The organism is Streptomyces sp. NPDC058773 (assembly GCF_042746015.1).
Taxonomy (GTDB): Bacteria; Actinomycetota; Actinomycetes; order Streptomycetales; family Streptomycetaceae; genus Streptomyces.
The window spans coordinates 81,791-100,758 of the sequence record NZ_JBHYPE010000014.1 but is presented as its reverse complement, the minus strand read 5'-3'; the positions used below and the strand labels follow the sequence as shown (position 1 = coordinate 100,758).

The following is an 18,968-nucleotide window of genomic DNA, read 5'->3' as shown; positions in this document are numbered from 1 at the left end:
GGCCCTCGGTGTGCGGGGCGGTCAGCCCAGTTCGCCCGCGGCCTTCTTGATGTCCTTGGCGAAGGTGCTCACCTCGCTGTAGACGCCGGGCTTGCCGGGCCGTGCGCAGCCCTCGCCCCAGGAGACGATGCCGACCTGGAGCCACCCGCCGCCGTCGTCCTTGCGGAACATCGGACCACCGGAGTCGCCCTGGCAGGTGTCGGTGCCGCCGGTGTCCAGCTTGCCGGCGCAGATCTCGTCGCCGGGGGTCAGCTGGTCGCCGTAGGCCTTCTTGCAGGCGTCGTCGTCGACGAACGGGACGGTCGCCTTGAGGAGGTAGCGCTGCTGCTCGCCGCCTTCCTTGTCGGCGCCCCAGCCGGCGATGGTGAAGTCGCCGCTGTTGAGCTTGTCGTCCTCGGCGATCTTCAGGGTGGGCTGGTCGATCGGCTTGGCGAGCTTGATCAGCGCCCAGTCCTTGCCCTTGCCGTTGTAGCCGGGGGCCTGCAGGACCTTGGTGGAGTTGACCTTGACGGCGGCGGAGTCCTCCAGGTCGACCACGCCCGCGGTGGCGGTGATGGAGGTGTTGTCGCCGCTGCCCTCGACGCAGTGCGCCGCGGTGAGCACGATGTCCTTGGCGTAGAGGGCGCCGCCGCAGCCCATCGACAGCCGGACCATGAAGGGGAATTCACCCTGGTCGGCCTTGGTGCCGCCGACGACGTTGGTGTGTGAGCCGGTGGGCTCGGGGGCGGGCGCGGCCGAGGCCGAGCCGGGCTGGAGGCTGAAGGCGGCCAGGGCGACCGCGCCGACGGCGGTGCTTCTCTTGAGGAGCTTCCGGTAGCTGCGCAACGGGCTTCCTTTCGTGGGGGGTTGCACGTCTTGATGACGAGCCCATGCCAACACCGGAGCCCGGACGTGACCGTCGCAGAGCATGTGGGACGACAGCACACCGTGAGGCGTCCGGACCCAGTGGGGGATGAGTCCGTACCGCGCCCTGCGATTATGTGGAGTGCCCGAACGGGGTGACAAGGGTGCGCATCCGGCCAACTTCCTTACGCGCCACGCCCGTACGGCTCATACCGGGCGTACCCGGCCCCTCGTACAGTGGCCGGGTGACCACCGGCGGCAGCGCGATCGAGCACGGCTATCCCCACCTCGACACGGTGCGTTCGGCCGTCCACGCCCTGTTCGAACGCCTGTCGTACGACACGGTGAGCACCTTCGGCAGCAGCGTGCTCCCGGTCGACGTGGCCTTCGACGACACCGAGGATCTGCATCTGGGCGCACAGCGGGTGGCCCGCGCCCTGGTCCGGCATCTGCATCTGCCGGACGCGCGGGCGGTCATCTCCTTCCGCGAGATGGAGCACGCCGCGAACGTCGAACTCACCGCGGGCCCGGAGTACTTCATCGAGCTGAACGACCGCTTCCGGACACACCGCAAGGACATCGGCGCCGCGCTGGCCCATGAGCTGACCCATGTCGCGCTGCACCGCCTGGACCTGGCGTTCCCCGGCACCCGCGACAACGAGATCCTCACCGACACCACCGCCGCCTATCTCGGCGCGGGCTGGCTGCTGCTGGACGCCTACCGCGAGCACGGCCCGTTCTCGCAGAAGCTGGGCTATCTGACGCCGGAGGAGTTCGGTTACGTCCTCGCCAAGCGGGCCCGGTTCTTCGGGGAGGACCCGGCGCCGTGGTTCACCAGCCCGCAGGCGTACGACGCGTACACGGCGGGCGCGGCACGGGCCGGCCAGGACCTGCGCCGGCCGCCGCTCGCCGGGGCGGGGTGGGCGGCCCGGCTGCGCTACGCCAAGGACCGCCGGGCGGCGCAGGATCCGCGGCGGGCGGGCCGCCCGCCCGCCGCCGGGGACGGCTACGCCTTCGAGGGCCCGTCGCCGCTGCGGGTGTCGTTCCCCTGCCCCGCCTGCCACCAGCGGATCCGGGTGCCGGTCCGGGGCCGGCTCCAGGCGCGCTGCGGCCTGTGCAAGACCCTGCTGGACTGCGACACCTGACGGCGAGCCGCCTCGCGCCTCAGGGCGGGTCCTAGACCCACCCTTCCAGCCCCGCCATGAAGCCGTCGAAGTCGTCGCGGTGGATGGTGTGTCCGGTGCCCGGCACCGTACGCACCTCGAAGCCCCGCTCGGCCAGATCGGCCGCCACCGGTTCGGAGAACAGGAACCCCTCCCCCGCGAACTGCACCAGGGACGGCACGACGGCCTTCTCGGGCGTACGGTCCTCGCGGTGAACGGCGGACAACGCCAGGGCGGTACCGGTGTCCCAGTCCGCGACCGTGGCCATTTCGAGGTCGACATCGGCGTCGCACCAGCGCGGATTGAAGGTCCGCAGCAGCGCCCGGTCGGCGTTCTTGAACGCGAGGAACAGAGCCGGGTCGACGGGCTGCCCGAGCCGGGTGAACGACCAGGCCGGATCGCAGTACACCGCCCGCCGCGGCTGCAGCCGCTCCACCGCCAGGGACAGCGCCAGCGCACCGAGCGAGTGGCCGATGACGACCTCGGGTGAGGCGGGCAGGGTCTCCACGAGGTCCTCGGCGAACAGCTCGGCACCGTACTCGCCGCGCGGGCTGCGGCCGTGGCCGCGCAGATCGACGGCGACCACCCGGTAGCCGCGGTCGACGAGCGCCGGGGCGACCCGGTACCAGGTGCGGTGATCGGACATCAGGCCGTGGACCAGCACCGCGACCCGTTCGCCGGCGCCCCATTCGTGGGTGTGCAGCTGCATGCCCCTGCCTCTCCTCGGTTCCCGCGCGCGCCGGCTCCCGGGGGCCCGGTCCCGCCCGCCGGCCCGGCCGCGCACCGGCCCGACGTTACCGGGTCGGCCGGGACGGAAGGCCCGCTCCGGCCCGACCCGCCGGACGGATCCGCCGTGCGGGGACACCCTGCGGCGCGGGCGGCCGGGACGGGCCACCGGGACGTCCTCAACTGGCGCCACACATAAGGGTGTTGACCGGATACCGACGATCCCCGGTTGCCGACCGCCCACCCGTACCGCCACCGTCACCGGGCACTCAGATCCAGTCCGTCCCGGGGGTGGCCGCGGCGAGTATGTCCCGTGCGCCGGTGCGGAGCGGGGCGCCGTGCGGCACGCACACCGTGTCGAGCGCGTCGAGGGCGGCGAGCCGCCGGAAGGAGGCGATGGCCTCCTCGCGGGCCACGTTGCCCGGACCCAGGACCGCGCGGGTGCCGTCGGGGGTGGTGCCGATGATGTCGCCGGGGAAGAGCAGCCGGCTCCCGGGGAGGTGCAGGGCGATGCCGCCGGGGGTGTGGCCGGGGACGTGCAGCACCCGCACCGGCTCCGGCCAGCCGTCGAGGGTGTCCCCGTCGTGGAGTTCGACGTCGACGTCGACATGACGCAGCGGCGGGACCTCGGCGGCCGCGAAATCAGCCATGATCCCCTCGTACAGCGACTGCTCCGCGGGGGTGAACTCCGGCACGGGTTCGGGTGCGGTGCCGCGGATGTACGGGGCGTCCAGGGCGCCGGCCAGCACGCGGGCGCCGGTGGCGTCGACCAGGTCGGCGGCGGAGCCCATGTGGTCGATGTGGGAGTGGGTGAGGACGATCTGCCGCAGCTGGTCCGGCCGGGCGCCGAGCCGGTCCAGCGCGGCGAGGACCACCGGTGCCGAGCCGGGGATGCCGGTGTCGACCACGGCGTATCCGTCGTCGGGGAGGGTGATGAGGTACACGTGCCCTACGGGGAAGGCGAGTTGACGGACGGTGGGGGTGATCTCGGTGAGCGCATCCATGGCCCGGACGCTAGCCGGGGCCGCGGCGGAGACCACCGGCTTTGCGCCGTGGGCGGATTGAGCTCAGCGCGCAACCGCCCCGGCGGGCCCTGGCCGGAAGGCGGCCGGAACCTGTCTTGCCCTCGGTGCGTCTCACCGCCGAACCAAGGAGGCAAGTCATGCGAGGATCCCACCTCTCCCGCACCCGTACCCTCACCGCCGTGCTCACGCTGGCGGTGTCCGGCGCCGTCGTCCTGTCCGGCTGCGGTGAGAAGCAGCAGACCGTGGGCAGCGCGCCGCCGCCGAAGAAGCCGGACGCCTTCGAGCAGCGGGCGGACCAGATCGTGCGGCAGTGGCCGAAGGTCTCACCGGTCCCCGGGCGGCAGCAGGCGCTGCTGCCGCTGGCCGGCGCGGACCACCCCAAGGGCAAGGACGTACGGGAGATCACGGTCACCGTAGGGCACAGCGCCTGCGATGTCCGCTTCGGGGCCCGCAGCCGTGAGTCGAAGGACCTGGTGGTGATCACCGGCTGGGGCAAGCGGAAGAGCTCCAAGGGGATGTGCACCGAGCAGCTGGCCACCGACAAGGTGAAGGTGCGGCTCAAGGACGCGCTGGGCGACCGCAAGATCGTGGACGCGGCCACCGGCAAGGACCTGCTCAAGGACTGACCGCCGTTCCGACGTGGCGGTGGGCCCGCTCCGCGGGTCCGGCATCGAGGGCGCCGCGCGTCCTAGGCTCACCGCATGAGCCCTTCCACCGCCACCAACACCCGCGTCGAACTGCCCGAGCTGCTGGAGTTCGTCCGCCCCCGGCACCGCGCGATCCTGCTCACCCGCCGCAGCGACGGCACCCCGCAGGGCTCGCCGCTGACCTGCGGGGTGGACGACTCCGGGCGGCTGGTGATGGCGACGTATCCGGAGCGCGCCAAGGTCCGCAACGCCCGCCGGGTCTCGTCGGTCAGCGTCATCGTGCTGTCCGACGAGTGGACCGGCCCGTGGGTGCAGATCGACGGCGAGGCCGAGGTCATCGACACCCCGGACGCCATCGAGCCGCTCGTCGAGTACTACCGCAACATCGCCGGCGAACACCCGGACTGGGACGAGTACCGGAAGGCGATGCGCAAGCAGGGCAAGTCACTGATCCGGGTGACGCCACTGCGCTGGGGCCCGGTCTCGACCGGCGGCTTCCCGGCCCGGCTCACGGAGGGCGGCGGCGCATAGCGCTTGCCGCCGGCCGGGCGGGCGTCAACGGGTGGTGCGGGTCCCGCCGTTGACGTTCAGGACCTGGCCGGTGACGTGCCGGGCCGCCGGGGACGCCAGGAAGGCCACCGTTCCGGCGATGCCGTCAGGAGTTCCCGCGCGGCCCACCGCCGCGGCGGCCACCAGCCGGTCGCGGCGCTCGTCGGTGAGCCGGTCGCGGAAGAAGTCGGTGCCGGCGATGTAGCCGGGTGCCACGACGTTGGCGGTGATGTCGCGGGGGCCGAGGGTCCGGGACAGTTCGACGTTCCAGGAGGCGAGTCCGGCCTTGGCCGCCCCATAGGCACCGCCGCCCTGGTCGGCGGCGATCGACCCGAGGTGGATCACCGCGCCGCCGGCCGCCAGCCGGCCGTCCACCGCCTTGGTGGTCAGCGCGGCGCTGACCAGGTTGGCATCGAGGTTGGCGCGGAAGTCCCGGGCGTACGAGGCCAGATCGGTGGCCCCGTCCGCGTCGAGGTCGGTGTTGCCGCCGGCGTTGTTGACCAGGACGTCGATCCGCTCGGGGAGCCGGGTGAGCAGCTCGGTGACCGAGGCGGGGTCGGCGTGGTCGCAGACCAGCGGGCGGATCGTGGGCCGGCCGGCCGCGGTCTCCTCCAGGGGCCCGGTGCGCCGGCCGGTGACGACGACCTGGTCGCCGCGGTCCGCGAAGTGGTGGGCGACGGCGCGTCCGATGCCGGTTCCGCCGCCGGTGACCAGGATGGTGCGTGACATATGCTGAGCTCCGTCCATCACGTTCAGGTCTAAATTTAGAGCTGAACATAACAGCTCCGGGAGGGCCCGTGCCAAGAGATTCCGCGTCGCAGGACGGCCCCGGCCGGCCGGAGACCGGCGCCTCTCCGTACCCCGTGGAGGAGATCGCCGCCGCCTGGGAGCGCGAGCGCCCCGGCACCCCGGTCTCCTCGATCGGCATCGTGACCCCGATCTGGCAGCTGGCGAAGCTCCTGGGCGACGACCGGCGCCGGGTACTGGCCCGCGCCGGAATGGACCCGGCCACCCTCGACCTGCTCAGCGTGCTCCGCCGCAGCGGCCCGCCCTACACCCTGACCACCCGTGAACTCGGCCGCCGCTCCATGGTCACCGCGGGGGCGGTCTCCCAGCGGGTGGCCCGCGCCGAGCGCGAGGGGCTGGTGACCCGCCGCCCCGGCGAGGGCCGTCCACGAACGGTGCTGGTCGAGCTGACCCCCGCCGGCCACGAGCGGATCGAGGCCACCGTCGGTCAAGTGCTGCACCGCGAGGCGGAGTTGATCGACGGCCTGACCCCCGCCCAGCAGGAGCAGCTCGCCGGCCTGCTGCGGATTCTGCTCCAGGACACCCAGCGCAAGCTCGGCGACGACCGGATCAGCCAGGTCGGCGAGGCCTGAGGGCGCCCGGCCGGTCAGCCGCGGGGAGGCAGCCCGAGGGACGGGAAGAGCGCCTCGTCGGGGAGTCCGAGCTGCGCCCGGAAGGCCGTCCGGCCCGCCGCGGTGACGGTGAGGATGCGGGTGGCGAGGGCTTTGACGACCCAGTCGTGCTCCAGGGCGTGCCGGTAGAGGGCGGCGCCGACCGCGCCGGAGAGGTGCTGGCGGCGCACCGTCCAGTCGAGGCAGGTGCGGACATGGGCGCGGTGGGCGGCCGGCGGCGCGGCGTCGGGGATGCCGAGTGCGGCGAGCCAGTCCGCGCCGGCCGCGGTCAGCACCAGGCCGTAGTCCCGTGCCAGCAGACCGCGTTCGGTCATCGCGTCGGCGATGGCGACGCCGAGGGCACCGGCGATGTGGTCGTAGCAGGTCCGGGCGTGGTGCAGGGCCCGCCGGTGGTTGGCCTCGGCCAGCGAGCGGATCGGGACCTGGCGGTAGGGGGCGAGACCGGCGAGGTTCTCCAGGGTCTCCGCGGTCTCCGGTCCGGCCAGCCGTACGTAGCGCCGCCGCCCCTGGCGCTCCTCGGCGAGCAGGCCGCCGGCGACCAGGAGGTTGAGGTGCTCGGTGGTGGTGGACGGCGCCACCGCGGCGTACTCGGCCAGTTCGCCCGCGGTCCAGGTGCCGCCGTCGAGCAGGGCCATGCAGATCGCGGCACGGGTGCGGTCCGCGAGCAGCGCCGCGAGGGCGGCCAGATCGGGGGTCTCCGCGACGCTTTCCTGATCGGCGTCCCATCGTTTCATGTACACAGAGTAACCTCTGATAACATTTCGGTGAGCACCGAATCATCCGGCTTCTATCCTCGGCAGCATGAAAGGCGCGCTGGAGAAAAGCAGTTCGGTCGCCCCGGCGCTGCTGTCCACCGAGAACGACGACGGAACCTTCGTCCTGGTCGAGCTGCGCATCCGGTGGGAGCTCGGCCCGGTCGTCAGCGTCTGGCTGCCGGCCCGTGGCCGGACCGCCCGGAACCTCGCGGTCCGTCCGGACGTGGTCTTCAATCTGCCACCGGACGGGACGGGTGCGGAGGAGGGGGCGAGCGCGATGCCGTCCACGGACACGCCCTGGACGGAGCCGTCCGAGCTGGTGCGGCCGCCCCGACTGGTGCACTGCCCGGTGCAGTTGGAGGCGCGCCGGGTCGGCGAGCGGACGGTCACCGACGGCGCGTGGACGCAAGTCGAGGCGCAGGTGCTGCGGGTGCACGCCGATCCGCGGTGGGTACTGCCGCTGGGCGACCGGCGGATCGACCTGGGGGCGTGGCGGGCGCCGGTGCACGACTTCCGTTCGCCGGGCACTCCCCCGCCGCAGGCCGTGCCGGCGTCCGCGCCGGAGATGGCACGGCAGTTGGGGCGGCGCTTTCCGGCCGCCCGCGGCGGTTCGTAGAGCGGCCCGGTGCGGAAAATGCCGCGGCGCCTGTCCTCCGGTCGGGGGAGGAGGCAGGCGCCGCGGTTGTTCCGCACGACGTTGTACGGGACATCGGGGGACGGTCGGTCACACGGTCAGTGCCCGGTCCGTCGGCTTGATGGGAGCCGGCAGGGCGCTGACTCCGGTCAGGAAGCGGTCCACGCCCTTGGCCGCGGAACGGCCCTCGGCGATGGCCCACACGATCAGGGACTGGCCGCGCCCGGCGTCACCGGCGACATACACACCGGGGACGTTGGTGGCGAAGTCGGCGTCGCGCGCGACATTGCCGCGCTCGTCGAGCTCCAGGCCGAACTGCTCGACCAGGCCGTTCTCCCGGTCGGTGCCGGTGAAGCCCATCGCGAGGGTGACCAGCTGGGCCGGGATCTTCCGCTCGGTGCCGGGCTTCGGCGTCGGCCGGCCGTCCTTGAACTCCACCTCGGTCAGGTGCAGCCACTGGACGTTGCCGTCCTCGTCGCCCTCGAAGTGGGTGGTGGAGACGGAGTAGACCCGCTCGCCGCCCTCCTCGTGCGCGGAGGTGACCTTGTAGAGCATCGGGAAGGTCGGCCAGGGCTGGTTGGCGTTCCGCTCCTCACCGGGCTGGGGCATGATCTCCAGCTGGGTGACGGAGGCCGCGCCCTGGCGGTGGGCGGTGCCGACGCAGTCCGCGCCGGTGTCGCCGCCGCCGATGACGACGACGTGCTTGCCCTCGGCGGTGATCGGGGCGACGGTCAGGTCACCCTCCTGCACCTTGTTGGCGAGCGGGAGGTACTCCATCGCGAAGTGGATGCCGTTCAGCTCGCGGCCGGGCACCGGCAGGTCGCGGGAGGTGGTGGCACCGGCGGCGATGACGACGGCGTCGTAGCGCTTGCGCAGCTTCTTCGCGTCGAGGTCGCGGCCGATCTCCACCTCCGTACGGAACTTGGTGCCCTCCGCGCGCATCTGCTCGATGCGGCGGTTGATGTGGCGCTTCTCCATCTTGAACTCGGGGATCCCGTAGCGGAGAAGGCCGCCGATACGGTCCGCGCGCTCGTAGACGGCGACGGTGTGGCCGGCCCGGGTCAGCTGCTGGGCGGCGGCCAGGCCGGCCGGGCCGGAGCCGATGACGGCGACGGTCTTGCCGGAGAGGCGCTCGGGCGGCTGCGGGGTGACGTCCCCGTTGTCCCACGCCTTGTCGATGATGGAGACCTCGACGTTCTTGATGGTCACCGGCGGCTGGTTGATGCCCAGCACACAGGCGGCCTCACAGGGCGCGGGGCACAGCCGGCCGGTGAACTCCGGGAAGTTGTTGGTCGCGTGCAGCCGCTCGCTGGCCTCGGTCCAGTCCTCGCGGTAGGCGTAGTCGTTCCACTCGGGGATGAGGTTTCCGAGCGGGCAGCCGTTGTGGCAGAACGGGATACCGCAGTCCATGCAGCGCGACGCCTGCTTGCTGATGATCGGCAGCAGGGAGCCGGGCTGGTAGACCTCGTTCCAGTCCTTGACACGCTCCTCGACGGGGCGGGTCTTGGCGATCTCGCGCTCGTGGTTCAGGAAGCCCTTGGGGTCAGCCATTGGTCGCCGCCTCCATCATCTTCTCGTGGGTCTCGGACTCGGAGAGCCCGGCCTGCTCAGCGGCGTCCTTGGCGGCGAGCACTGCCTTGTAAATGGGCGGGATGACCTTGCTGAAGCGCGCGGCCGCGGCATCCCAGTCGGCGAGGAGCTTTTCGGCGACGGTGGAGCCGGTCTCCTCCTGGTGGCGGCGCACCACGTCGTGCAGCCACTGCTTGTCGGCGTCGTCCAGCGTGTGGACCGCGTCGACGAGCTCCTTGTTGACGTTGGCCTTGTCGAGGTCGATGACGTAGGCGAAGCCGCCGGACATACCGGCCGCGAAGTTGCGGCCCGTCTCGCCCAGGACGACGGCGTTGCCGCCGGTCATGTACTCACAGCCGTGGTCGCCGACGCCCTCGGAGACCACCGTGGCACCGGAGTTGCGGACGCAGAAGCGCTCGCCGACCCGGCCGCGCAGGTACAGCTCGCCGCCGGTGGCGCCGTAGGCGAGGGTGTTGCCCGCGATGGTGGAGTACTCGGCGAGGTGGTCCGCGCCGCGGTCCGGGCGGACCACGACCCGGCCGCCGGAGAGGCCCTTGCCGACGTAGTCGTTGGCATCGCCCTCCAGGCGCAGCGTGACGCCGCGCGGCAGGAACGCGCCGAAGGACTGGCCGGCCGAGCCGGTGAAGGTGATGTCGACGGTGTCGTCGGGCAGGCCCGCGCCACCGAACTTCTTGGTGACCTCGTGGCCGAGCATGGTGCCGACGGTCCGGTTGATGTTCCGGATCGCGACCTGGGCCCGCACCGGCTGGGCGGCCTCGGCGGTGTCCGCGGACAGCGCGTCGGCGGCGAGCTTGATCAGCTCGTTGTCGAGCGCCTTCGCCAGGCCGTGGTCCTGCTCGATGACCTGGTGGCGCACGGCGCCCTCGGCCAGCTCGGGCACGTGCAGCAGCGGGGCCAGGTCCAGGCCCTGCGCCTTCCAGTGGTCCACCGCGCGGGAGGTGTTCAGCAGCTCGGCGTGGCCGATGGCCTCGTCGAGGCTGCGGAAGCCCAGCTCGGCGAGGAGCTCACGGACCTCCTCGGCGATGAACTGGAAGAAGTTGACGACGTACTCGGCCTTGCCGCTGAACCGCTCGCGCAGCGTCGGGTTCTGGGTGGCGATGCCGACCGGGCAGGTGTCCAGGTGGCAGACGCGCATCATGACGCAGCCGGAGACGACCAGCGGTGCGGTCGCGAAGCCGAACTCCTCGGCGCCCAGCAGGGCGGCGATCACGACATCGCGGCCGGTCTTGAGCTGGCCGTCGGTCTGCACCACGATCCGGTCGCGCAGGCCGTTGAGCAGCAGCGTCTGCTGGGTCTCGGCCAGGCCCAGCTCCCAGGGACCGCCCGCGTGCTTGAGGGAGGTCAGCGGGGAGGCACCCGTTCCGCCGTCGTGGCCGGAGATCAGGACCACGTCCGCGTGCGCCTTGGAGACACCCGCGGCGACCGTGCCGACGCCGACCTCGGAGACCAGCTTCACGTGGATGCGGGCCTGCGGGTTGGCGTTCTTGAGGTCGTGGATCAGCTGAGCCAGGTCCTCGATGGAGTAGATGTCGTGGTGCGGCGGCGGGGAGATCAGGCCGACGCCCGGGGTGGAGTGCCGGGTCTTGGCGACCCACGGGTAGACCTTGTGGCCGGGCAGCTGACCGCCCTCACCGGGCTTGGCGCCCTGGGCCATCTTGATCTGGATGTCGTCGGAGTTGACCAGGTACTCGGACGTCACACCGAAGCGGCCGGAAGCGACCTGCTTGATGGACGAACGGCGCGCCGGGTCGTAGAGCCGCTCGGGGTCCTCGCCGCCCTCACCGGTGTTGGACTTGCCGCCCAGCTGGTTCATGGCGATGGCGAGGGTCTCGTGCGCCTCCTGGGAGATGGAGCCGTACGACATGGCGCCGGTGGAGAAGCGCTTGACGATCTCGGACGCCGGCTCGACCTCCTCGATCGGGATCGAGGGGCGGTCGGAGGCGAAGGAGAACAGGCCGCGCAGCGTCATCAGCCGCTCGGACTGCTCGTTCACCCGGTCCGTGTACTGCTTGAAGATGTCGTAGCGGCGGGCGCGGGTGGAGTGCTGGAGCCGGAAGACGGTGTCCGGGTCGAAGAGGTGCGGCTCGCCCTCGCGGCGCCACTGGTACTCGCCGCCGATCTCCAGCGCACGGTGCGCGGAGGCGATGCCGGAGGCCGGGTAGGCCTTGGCGTGCCGGGCCGCGACCTCCTTGGCGATGACGTCCAGGCCGGCGCCGCCGATCTTGGTGGCGGTGCCGTGGAAGTACTTCTCGACGAACTCCTCGTCCAGGCCGACGGCCTCGAAGACCTGCGCGCCGCGGTAGGAGGCGACGGTCGAGATGCCCATCTTGGACATGACCTTCAGGACGCCCTTGCCGAGCGCCTTGATGAGGTTCTTGATGGCCGTCTCGGCCTCGACGCCGGGCAGGAAGGTGCCGGCCCGGACCAGGTCCTCGACCGACTCCATGGCCAGGTAGGGGTTGACGGCCGCGGCACCGAAGCCGATGAGCAGCGCGACGTGGTGCACCTCGCGCACATCGCCGGCCTCGACGAGCAGACCGACCTGGGTGCGCTCCTTGGTGCCGATGAGGTGGTGGTGGACCGCGGCGGTGAGCAGCAGCGACGGGATCGGCGCGTGCTCGGCGTCGGAGTGCCGGTCGGAGAGCACGATCAGCCGGGCGCCGTCGTCGATGGCGGCGTCCGCCTCGGCGCAGATCTCCTCGATCCGGGCGGCCAGCGACTCGCCGCCGCCGGAGACCCGGTAGAGACCGGAGAGGGTCACGGCCTTCATGCCGGGCATGTCGCCGTCGGCGTTGATGTGCACGAGCTTGGCCAGCTCGTCGTTGTCGATGACCGGGAACGGCAGGGTCACGCTGCGGCAGGAGGCCGCGGTCGGCTCCAGGAGGTTGCCCTGGGGGCCGAGCGAGGAGATCAGCGAGGTGACCAGTTCCTCGCGGATGGCGTCCAGCGGCGGGTTGGTGACCTGCGCGAAGAGCTGGGTGAAGTAGTCGAAGAGCAGCCGGGGACGCTCGGAGAGCGCGGCGATCGGCGAGTCGGTGCCCATCGAGCCGATCGGCTCGGCGCCGGCCTTCGCCATCGGGGCGAGGATGACCCGCAGCTCCTCCTCGGTGTAGCCGAAGGTCTGCTGGCGGCGGGTGACCGAGGCGTGGGTGTGCACGATGTGCTCACGCTCGGGCAGGTCGGCCAGCTCGATCAGACCGGAGTCCAGCCACTCCTGGTAGGGCTGCTCGGCGGCGAGCTGCGCCTTGATCTCGTCGTCTTCGATGATCCGGTGCTCGGCGGTGTCCACCAGGAACATCCGGCCGGGCTGCAGGCGGCCCTTGCGGACGACCTTGGCGGGGTCGATGTCCAGGACGCCGACCTCGGAGGAGAGCACGACCAGGCCGTCGTCGGTGACCCAGTAGCGGCCGGGGCGCAGACCGTTGCGGTCCAGGACCGCGCCGACCTGGGTGCCGTCGGTGAAGGTGACACAGGCCGGGCCGTCCCAGGGCTCCATCATCGTGGAGTGGTACTGGTAGAAGGCGCGCCGGGCCGGGTCCATGGAGGAGGAGTTCTCCCACGCCTCGGGGACCATCATCAGCACGGAGTGCGGCAGCGAGCGGCCGCCGAGGTGGAGCAGCTCCAGGACCTCGTCGAAGGACGCGGAGTCGGAGGCGTCCGGGGTGCAGACCGGGAACAGCCGGTCGAGCTGCTCGGCGTTGTCCGCACCGAAGAGCTTGGTGGCGAGCTGCGACTCGCGGGCGCGCATCCAGTTGCGGTTGCCCTTGACCGTGTTGATCTCGCCGTTGTGCGCGACGAAGCGGTACGGGTGGGCCAGCGGCCAGCTCGGGAAGGTGTTGGTGGAGAACCGCGAGTGGACCAGCGCGATGGCGGTGGCGAAGCGGCGGTCGGACAGGTCCGGGAAGAAGGGCTCCAGCTGGCCGGTGGTCAGCATGCCCTTGTAGACGATCGTCCGGGCGGACAGCGAGGGGAAGTAGACCCCGGCCTCCCGCTCGGCGCGCTTGCGCAGCGCGAAGGCCTTGCGGTCCAGCGCCAGGCCGGTGTTCACCCCGTCGCTCACGAAGAGCTGGGAGAAGGCCGGCATGGTGGCGCGGGCGCCGTTGCCCAGCAGCTGCGGGGCGACCGGGACCACACGCCAGCCGGTGACGTCCAGGCCCTCTTCGGCGGCGATCGTCTCGATGCGCGAGACGGCCTCGGCCGCTTCCCGGGCGTCGGACGGCAGGAAGGCGATACCGACGGCGTAGGCGCCGGCCTCGGGGAGCTCGAAGGTGACGTTCTCGCGCAGAAACGCGTCCGGCACCTGGAGCAGGATGCCGGCGCCGTCGCCCGAGTCGGGCTCGGAGCCGGTGGCACCGCGGTGCTCCAGATTCGTCAGGACGGTCAGCGCCTGCTCGACCAGTGCGTGGCTGGCCTCGCCGGTGAGGGTGGCCACAAAGCCGACGCCACAGGCGTCGTGCTCATTGCGGGGGTCGTACATCCCCTGGCGGGCAGGGCGGCCGTCCATGGGCGACCAAGCGGCGGCGTCGGCGCTGCTGCTGGTCACGGAGTGCGTGGACGCGAAACGCATCGGCTCTCCCAACGTCGTCGTGGCATAGGCGTTGCCGAGGGACGACGTTGGCCCTCCGCGAAATTTCGTGCAGGTTACAGGATGACTCCCTTCTCAAAAAGCGAAAAGGGGCTTCCAACATGCGGACACCGCACCTGCGGTGAGTCAGTACGCGGACGGAAACGAGGCCGTCCAACAAGGCGGTATTCGGCGAGCGACATTGCTCGCGACGCCTGGGCCTTATGCCCGGCCGTCAACAAACCGAAACCGTTGGGTAACGCTGTAATTATGCAGTCACCCGTATGACACGTCACCCTACGACGGTTCCGAACAATGCTCCCAGGACGTAGGTCACACCCGCCGCGGCGCCGCCGAGGGCCAGCTGCCGCAGCCCGCTGAACCACCAGGAGCGCGCCGTCACCCGTGCCACGACCGCCCCGCAGACGAACAGCCCGACCAGCGCGAACAGCACCGCCGGCCAGATCGCGGAGGCCCCCAGCAGGTACGGCAGGACCGGCGTCAGCGCGCCCAGCGCGAACGAGCCGAAGGAGGAGACCGCGGCGACGGCGGGCGACGGAAGGTCGGAGGGGTCGATGCCCAGCTCCTCCCGGGCGTGGATCTCCAGGGCCTGCTCCGGGTCCTTGGAGAGCTGCTCGGCGACCTGTCGGGCGAGCGCCGGCTCGACCCCGCGCGACACATAGAGGGCCGCCAGCTCCTGCAGCTCGTCCTTCGGGTGCTTGCGCAGCTCGGCGCGCTCGATGTCCAGCTCGGCCTGCACCAGCTCACGCTGCGAGGCCACCGAGGTGTACTCCCCCGCCGCCATCGAGAAGGCACCGGCCGCCAGGCCCGCGAGGCCGGTGATGATGATCGCCTGCTGCGACAGCGCGCCGCCGGCGGCGCCCGTCATCAGGGCGACGTTCGAGACCAGCCCGTCCATCGCGCCGAAGACGGCGGGGCGCAGCCAGCCGCCGTTCACATCGCGGTGGGTGTGGTTGTCACGGTGGGCCACATGCGTGGGCGCCGCGGCGTCCATGATCTCCATGACGGACATATCGGTACCTACTCCCTGCGAGCGAGGTGTGGGCCGATGGCGGCACTTCCCCCTCCAACGCTTCGAAGTTATGCGGGAATTGCCCTCCGCCGCTAGCAAGGAAGGCCGAACTTACCGCGCTGACCTGCGGTTTTTCCGCGAGCCCGGCCGTGAGATCCGGGTCACACGGCGCTGCGGGGCCATCCGGACGCACCGCTCCGGGGCCGTCCGGCGGAGTCGACCGGGTGACCCTGCCGCCCGGGACAGGAGAGCCGGGCCGCCGCGTGGCACGGATACAGCGCAGCGGTCCGCGGCCGGGACCGGCGCCCCGCCGGCTCCCGCCCCCTCCCCCACCGTGGAAGGACTCCCCCGCACATGACCTACGCAAGCGAGCAGCCCCCGGCCGCGGCGCCCACCCCCGACCCGCAGGCCACCCGGATCATGACGACCGCCCCCGTCACCCCGGTCGCCAAGCCGTCGCCCGTGCCTCCGGCGCCCCCGGCGGCCCCCGTCCCCCCGTCGCTGGAGGACCGGGCCACCGGCGCCCTGGTGGGCGCCGCCGTCGGCGATGCGCTCGGCGGGCCGGTGGAGGGCCGGACCCCCGAGGAGATCGCACAGCGGCACGGCGGCCGGGTCGAGGGCATCGTCGGCCCGTTCCACGACGACTGGCGCACCGCCCGGCCGCTCGCGCCCTACCACAAGGGCAACGGGCACGTCGGCGACGACACCCTGATGACCCATGCGCTGGTGCGGGTCTACGAGGCGGTGCGCGATCACCTCGACGCCTACGACATCGCCGACCACCTGGTACCGGACCTGATCGGCACCCCGCGCTGGATTCCGGAGCTGGAGGCCGAGGCGCTGCCGGTGCAGCGGATCTTCCTCGCCGAGAAGTGGATCGTGGCGCGGCTGCACTACGGGCACGCGGACCCGCGCGAGGCGGGCGTGGGCAACATCGTCAACTGCGGTGCGGCGATGTACATGGCGCCGGTCGGCATCGTCAACGCCGGCAATCCGGACCGGGCCTACGCCGAGGCACTGGACATCGCCGGCGCCCATCAGTCCTCGTACGGGCGGGAGGCGGCGGGGGTGTTCGCCGCGGCGGTGGCCGCCGCGTTCATCCCGGACGCCACCCCGTCCTCGGTCCTCGTCCAGGCGCTGCGGCTCGCCAAGGACGGCACCCGGGCCGCGATCGAGGCGGTCTGCGAAGCGGCGTCCTCGGTCGACGGCCCCGATTCGGCGCTGCGCCCGCTGCGCGCGGCCGTCGCCCCCTTCGACACGGTCGGCCCGGAACACCGCAACCCGTCGCTGGGCGCCCGGCGGCCCTCCCGGCTGCACGCCGTCGAGGAACTGCCCATCGCCCTGGGCCTGTTGCTGCTCGGCGGCGGCGACTACCGGTCCACGGTCCTCGGCGCGGTCAACTACGGGCGCGACTGCGCATCGATCGCCGCGATGAGCGGCGCGCTGGTCGGCGCCCTGCGCGGCGCGGCGGCGGTGCCCGCCGAGTGGAGCACGGAGGTCGCCCGCGCCAGCCGCCTGGATCTCCAGGCCCCCGGGACCGCGCTGGCCACCGTCGCCCGCGAGATCTTCACCCGTGACCGCGCGCGGGCCCGCACCCATGAGCAGGCCTTCACCGCGATCTCGGCCATCCCGGCGATGGCGGAGGCCGCCGAACGGTGACGACGGGGCGGGACCGTGCCGGGCGGGGCGACCCGCCCGGACTCCGCCCCCGGACAACGGCGCCGGGCGGACCCGTCTCATCGGGTCCGCCCGGCGCGTTCGGCGGCCGGGGCCGCCTCAGGACTTCTTGGTGCTGCCGCTGCCGGCGGGCTTGGCGTCCGCGGTGGGCTCGTCGGCGGCGTCCTCGGCCTTGCGGTCGCCGGGCTCGTCCTCCGCCGCGGGCTTCGCAAAACCGGCGTCGCCGGTCTCCGCCGCACCGTCGGCCGCGTCGTCCGCCGCGGCATCGTCCGTGGCCTTCGCCGCCGGCTTCTCGACCGAGACCTTGCCGTCCTCGGCGGTTTCCGCGCCGTCGGCGTCCGCCTCGTCCTGCGCGCCCGGTTCGACGACCGCTTCGCGGCCGGGTGCCTTCTTGGCGGAGATCACGAAGTAGGCGACGGCCAGGACCAGGACGATCAGCGCGGTCCAGACGTTCAGCCGCAGGCCCAGGATGTGGTGCGCCTCGTCGACGCGCATGTACTCGATCCAGGCGCGGCCCGCGCAGTAGGCGGCGACGTACAGGGCGAAGGCCCGTCCGTGGCCGAGCCGGAAGCGCTTGTCGGCCCACATGACCAGCGCCGCGACGCCGATGCACCACAGGCACTCGTAGAGGAAGGTCGGGTGGTAGGTGCCGCCGACGCGGCCGATCGCCGGGTCGGAGCTGATCTCCAGCGCCCACGGCACATCGGTCGGCTTGCCGTACAGCTCCTGGTTGAACCAGTTGCCCCAGCGGCCGATCGCCTGCCCGAGGGCCAGACCGGGGGCCAGCGCGTCGGCGTACGCGGGGAGCGGGATGCCGCGGCGGCGGCAGCCGATCCAGGCGCCGACCGCGCCGAGCGCCACCGCGCCCCAGATACCGAGGCCGCCCTCCCACACCTTGAAGGCGTCGAGCGGGTGGCCGTTCGGGCCGAAGTACGGCTCGTACGTCGTGATGACGTGGTAGAGACGGCCGCCGATCAGCCCGAAGGGCACGGCCCATACGGCGATGTCCGCGACGGTGCCGGAGCGGCCACCGCGCTGTACCCAGCGCTTGTTGCCGAGCCAGACGCCGACGAAGACGCCGATGATGATGCAGAACGCGTAGCCGCGCAGCGGGATCGGGCCGAGATGCACGACGCCGACCGACGGGCTGGGAATGAATGCGAGGTCCATGGCAGGGACGACGCTACCGCGCCGGGCGGGGTCGGCGGCAACCCGGCCCGGCTACGGCTGCGTAACGACGCCGTAGTCACGCCGAGACGCTGTGTGTCCGCAGCGGCCGTGGCGTCCCGGGCCCGCCCGTTCAGGACGAGGGCGCGGCGCTCCCGTCGGTCAGGCCCGCCGGTGGCGCGGCGCTCCGCCCCCTCGGCTCCCCTTGCGGCGCGGCGTGCTTGCCCGTCGTCGGCTGCGCCTGGGGCGAGGCGCTCCGTCCGGCGTGCCGGCCCTGCGACGAGGCGCCCGAGTGGGGTGCGGCGCTCTGCTTCCCCGGCTGCTCGGCCTTGCCCGCTTCCAGCACCATCTTCTTCAGGTCCGCCGGGCTGAACTGTCCGCCCTTCTCCTTGGCCAGGTCCTTGCCGTTGAGCAGGACGGTCGGGGTGCCGCGGAATCCGGAGGAGGCGAAGGCGTCGCTGGACTTCTGCACGAAGCGGTTGTAGGTGCCGTCGTTGACGCACCGTGTGAAGGCGGGGGTCACCAACCCCTTGACCTTGCCGGCCAGTTGGAGGAGGTACTGCTTGTCGGCGAACTTGTCCTGCGGCTCGGGCGGCTGGTGGGAGTAGAGGACGTCGTGGTACGCGCGGAACTTCCCGGCGTCCTGCGCGCACAGGGCGGCGTTGGCGGCGTTGCGGGAACCCTGGCCGCCGGCGTTGCCGTCGATGATGGTGACGAGGTGGTACTCGCTCTTGAGCCGGCCGGCGTCCTCCAGCTCATGGATGACCGGGCGGAAGCCGGTCTCGAACTGCCGGCAGGCGGGGCAGCGGAAGTCCTCCCACACCGTGAGTGTGGAAGGGGCGTTGGCGGTGCCTACCGGGACGGCGGGCTTGGCGCCGTCGCTGGCCCGCTTCGGGACGGCGACCTCGTTGTCGTTGGCGGCGGGTTCCTCGGATGACGACGAGGCCCAGACGGCGATGCCGCCGGCCACCGCCAGCGCCGCCACCACCGCCCCGGCGACGATCGCCTGGCGGCCGCGCCGGGCGCGCGCCTTCTCCCTCGCCCGCTCTTCCTGGAGTCGCTCGCGGGCGGATTTCTTACCCTCATGGTTCTTCTGGCTCACGCCCCTGGACAACGAAGCGGAGGGGTGCCGACGCACCCCTCCGCCCCGATGTTCGCCCTATCGAGGGACGGCGGC

The 18,968-nt window shown here is 72.1% G+C and carries 16 protein-coding genes; 6 read left to right on the top strand and 10 right to left on the bottom strand.

Annotated elements, in window-relative coordinates:
• Positions 1-21: 21 nt before the first annotated feature.
• Positions 22-825 carry a S1 family peptidase gene (locus ACFW5B_RS15375; RefSeq protein ID WP_386438991.1) on the bottom strand — a complete coding sequence of 268 codons (804 nt, stop codon included), beginning with the start codon at positions 823-825 and terminating at the stop codon, positions 22-24.
• A 263-nt stretch (positions 826-1,088) separates the two neighbouring features.
• Here ACFW5B_RS15375 and ACFW5B_RS15370 point away from each other — a divergent pair, with 263 nt between their 5' ends.
• Entirely contained in the window at positions 1,089-1,988 is a 900-nt protein-coding gene (locus ACFW5B_RS15370; RefSeq protein WP_386438988.1) for a hypothetical protein, read from the top strand.
• A 31-nt stretch (positions 1,989-2,019) separates the two neighbouring features.
• Here the strand turns inward: ACFW5B_RS15370 and ACFW5B_RS15365 are convergent, their stop codons facing one another.
• Together ACFW5B_RS15365 and ACFW5B_RS15360 are read right to left on the bottom strand one after the other, a co-directional pair.
• Positions 2,020-2,715, bottom strand: a complete 696-nt coding sequence (locus ACFW5B_RS15365) for an alpha/beta fold hydrolase (RefSeq protein ID WP_386438985.1) — start codon at positions 2,713-2,715, stop codon at positions 2,020-2,022.
• A 286-nt stretch (positions 2,716-3,001) separates the two neighbouring features.
• Positions 3,002-3,736 (bottom strand): MBL fold metallo-hydrolase, encoded by a 735-nt coding sequence (locus ACFW5B_RS15360; protein WP_386438982.1) that lies wholly within the window; start codon positions 3,734-3,736, stop codon positions 3,002-3,004.
• Between the two features lie 158 nt (positions 3,737-3,894).
• Here ACFW5B_RS15360 and ACFW5B_RS15355 point away from each other — a divergent pair, with 158 nt between their 5' ends.
• Both ACFW5B_RS15355 and ACFW5B_RS15350 read left to right on the top strand, forming a co-directional pair.
• Positions 3,895-4,383, top strand: coding sequence for a hypothetical protein (locus tag ACFW5B_RS15355; RefSeq protein WP_386438979.1), 489 nt, complete (start codon positions 3,895-3,897; stop codon positions 4,381-4,383).
• 75 nt (positions 4,384-4,458) lie between these two features.
• Entirely contained in the window at positions 4,459-4,935 is a 477-nt protein-coding gene (locus tag ACFW5B_RS15350) for a PPOX class F420-dependent oxidoreductase (protein ID WP_386438976.1), read from the top strand.
• Between the two features lie 24 nt (positions 4,936-4,959).
• Here ACFW5B_RS15350 and ACFW5B_RS15345 read toward each other — a convergent pair whose 3' ends face one another.
• A complete protein-coding gene (locus ACFW5B_RS15345; protein ID WP_386438973.1) occupies positions 4,960-5,682 on the bottom strand; it encodes an SDR family NAD(P)-dependent oxidoreductase in 723 nt (240 codons plus the stop codon).
• Positions 5,683-5,750: 68 nt separating this feature from the next.
• On the opposite strand from ACFW5B_RS15345, the gene ACFW5B_RS15340 reads away from it, so the two are divergent.
• Positions 5,751-6,332, top strand: a complete 582-nt coding sequence (locus ACFW5B_RS15340; RefSeq protein WP_386438970.1) for a MarR family winged helix-turn-helix transcriptional regulator — start codon at positions 5,751-5,753, stop codon at positions 6,330-6,332.
• 14 nt (positions 6,333-6,346) lie between these two features.
• Here the strand turns inward: ACFW5B_RS15340 and ACFW5B_RS15335 are convergent, their stop codons facing one another.
• Positions 6,347-7,105: an ArsR/SmtB family transcription factor gene (locus ACFW5B_RS15335; protein WP_386438967.1), complete on the bottom strand. Its 759-nt coding sequence runs from the start codon at positions 7,103-7,105 to the stop codon at positions 6,347-6,349.
• A gap of 67 nt (positions 7,106-7,172) precedes the next feature.
• On the opposite strand from ACFW5B_RS15335, the gene ACFW5B_RS15330 reads away from it, so the two are divergent.
• Entirely contained in the window at positions 7,173-7,742 is a 570-nt protein-coding gene (locus tag ACFW5B_RS15330; RefSeq protein ID WP_386438964.1) for a hypothetical protein, read from the top strand.
• Positions 7,743-7,850: 108 nt separating this feature from the next.
• Here the strand turns inward: ACFW5B_RS15330 and ACFW5B_RS15325 are convergent, their stop codons facing one another.
• The 3 genes from ACFW5B_RS15325 to ACFW5B_RS15315 form a co-directional block, all read right to left on the bottom strand.
• Entirely contained in the window at positions 7,851-9,311 is a 1,461-nt protein-coding gene (locus ACFW5B_RS15325) for a glutamate synthase subunit beta (RefSeq protein ID WP_386438961.1), read from the bottom strand.
• A complete protein-coding gene (gltB, locus tag ACFW5B_RS15320) occupies positions 9,304-13,917 on the bottom strand; it encodes a glutamate synthase large subunit (protein WP_386438958.1) in 4,614 nt (1,537 codons plus the stop codon). Before gltB ends, ACFW5B_RS15325 begins: the two co-directional genes overlap by 8 nt.
• Before the next feature lie 289 nt (positions 13,918-14,206).
• Positions 14,207-14,938, bottom strand: coding sequence for a VIT1/CCC1 transporter family protein (locus ACFW5B_RS15315; protein ID WP_386439120.1), 732 nt, complete (start codon positions 14,936-14,938; stop codon positions 14,207-14,209).
• Positions 14,939-15,301: 363 nt separating this feature from the next.
• Between ACFW5B_RS15315 and ACFW5B_RS15310 the strand changes: the two genes are divergently transcribed.
• Positions 15,302-16,606 (top strand): ADP-ribosylglycohydrolase family protein, encoded by a 1,305-nt coding sequence (locus ACFW5B_RS15310; protein WP_386438955.1) that lies wholly within the window; start codon positions 15,302-15,304, stop codon positions 16,604-16,606.
• Between the two features lie 117 nt (positions 16,607-16,723).
• Here the strand turns inward: ACFW5B_RS15310 and lgt are convergent, their stop codons facing one another.
• Together lgt and ACFW5B_RS15300 are read right to left on the bottom strand one after the other, a co-directional pair.
• Positions 16,724-17,794, bottom strand: coding sequence for a prolipoprotein diacylglyceryl transferase (gene lgt, locus ACFW5B_RS15305; protein WP_386438952.1), 1,071 nt, complete (start codon positions 17,792-17,794; stop codon positions 16,724-16,726).
• A gap of 130 nt (positions 17,795-17,924) precedes the next feature.
• Positions 17,925-18,893 carry a DsbA family protein gene (locus ACFW5B_RS15300; RefSeq protein ID WP_386438949.1) on the bottom strand — a complete coding sequence of 323 codons (969 nt, stop codon included), beginning with the start codon at positions 18,891-18,893 and terminating at the stop codon, positions 17,925-17,927.
• Positions 18,894-18,968 lie beyond the last annotated feature (75 nt).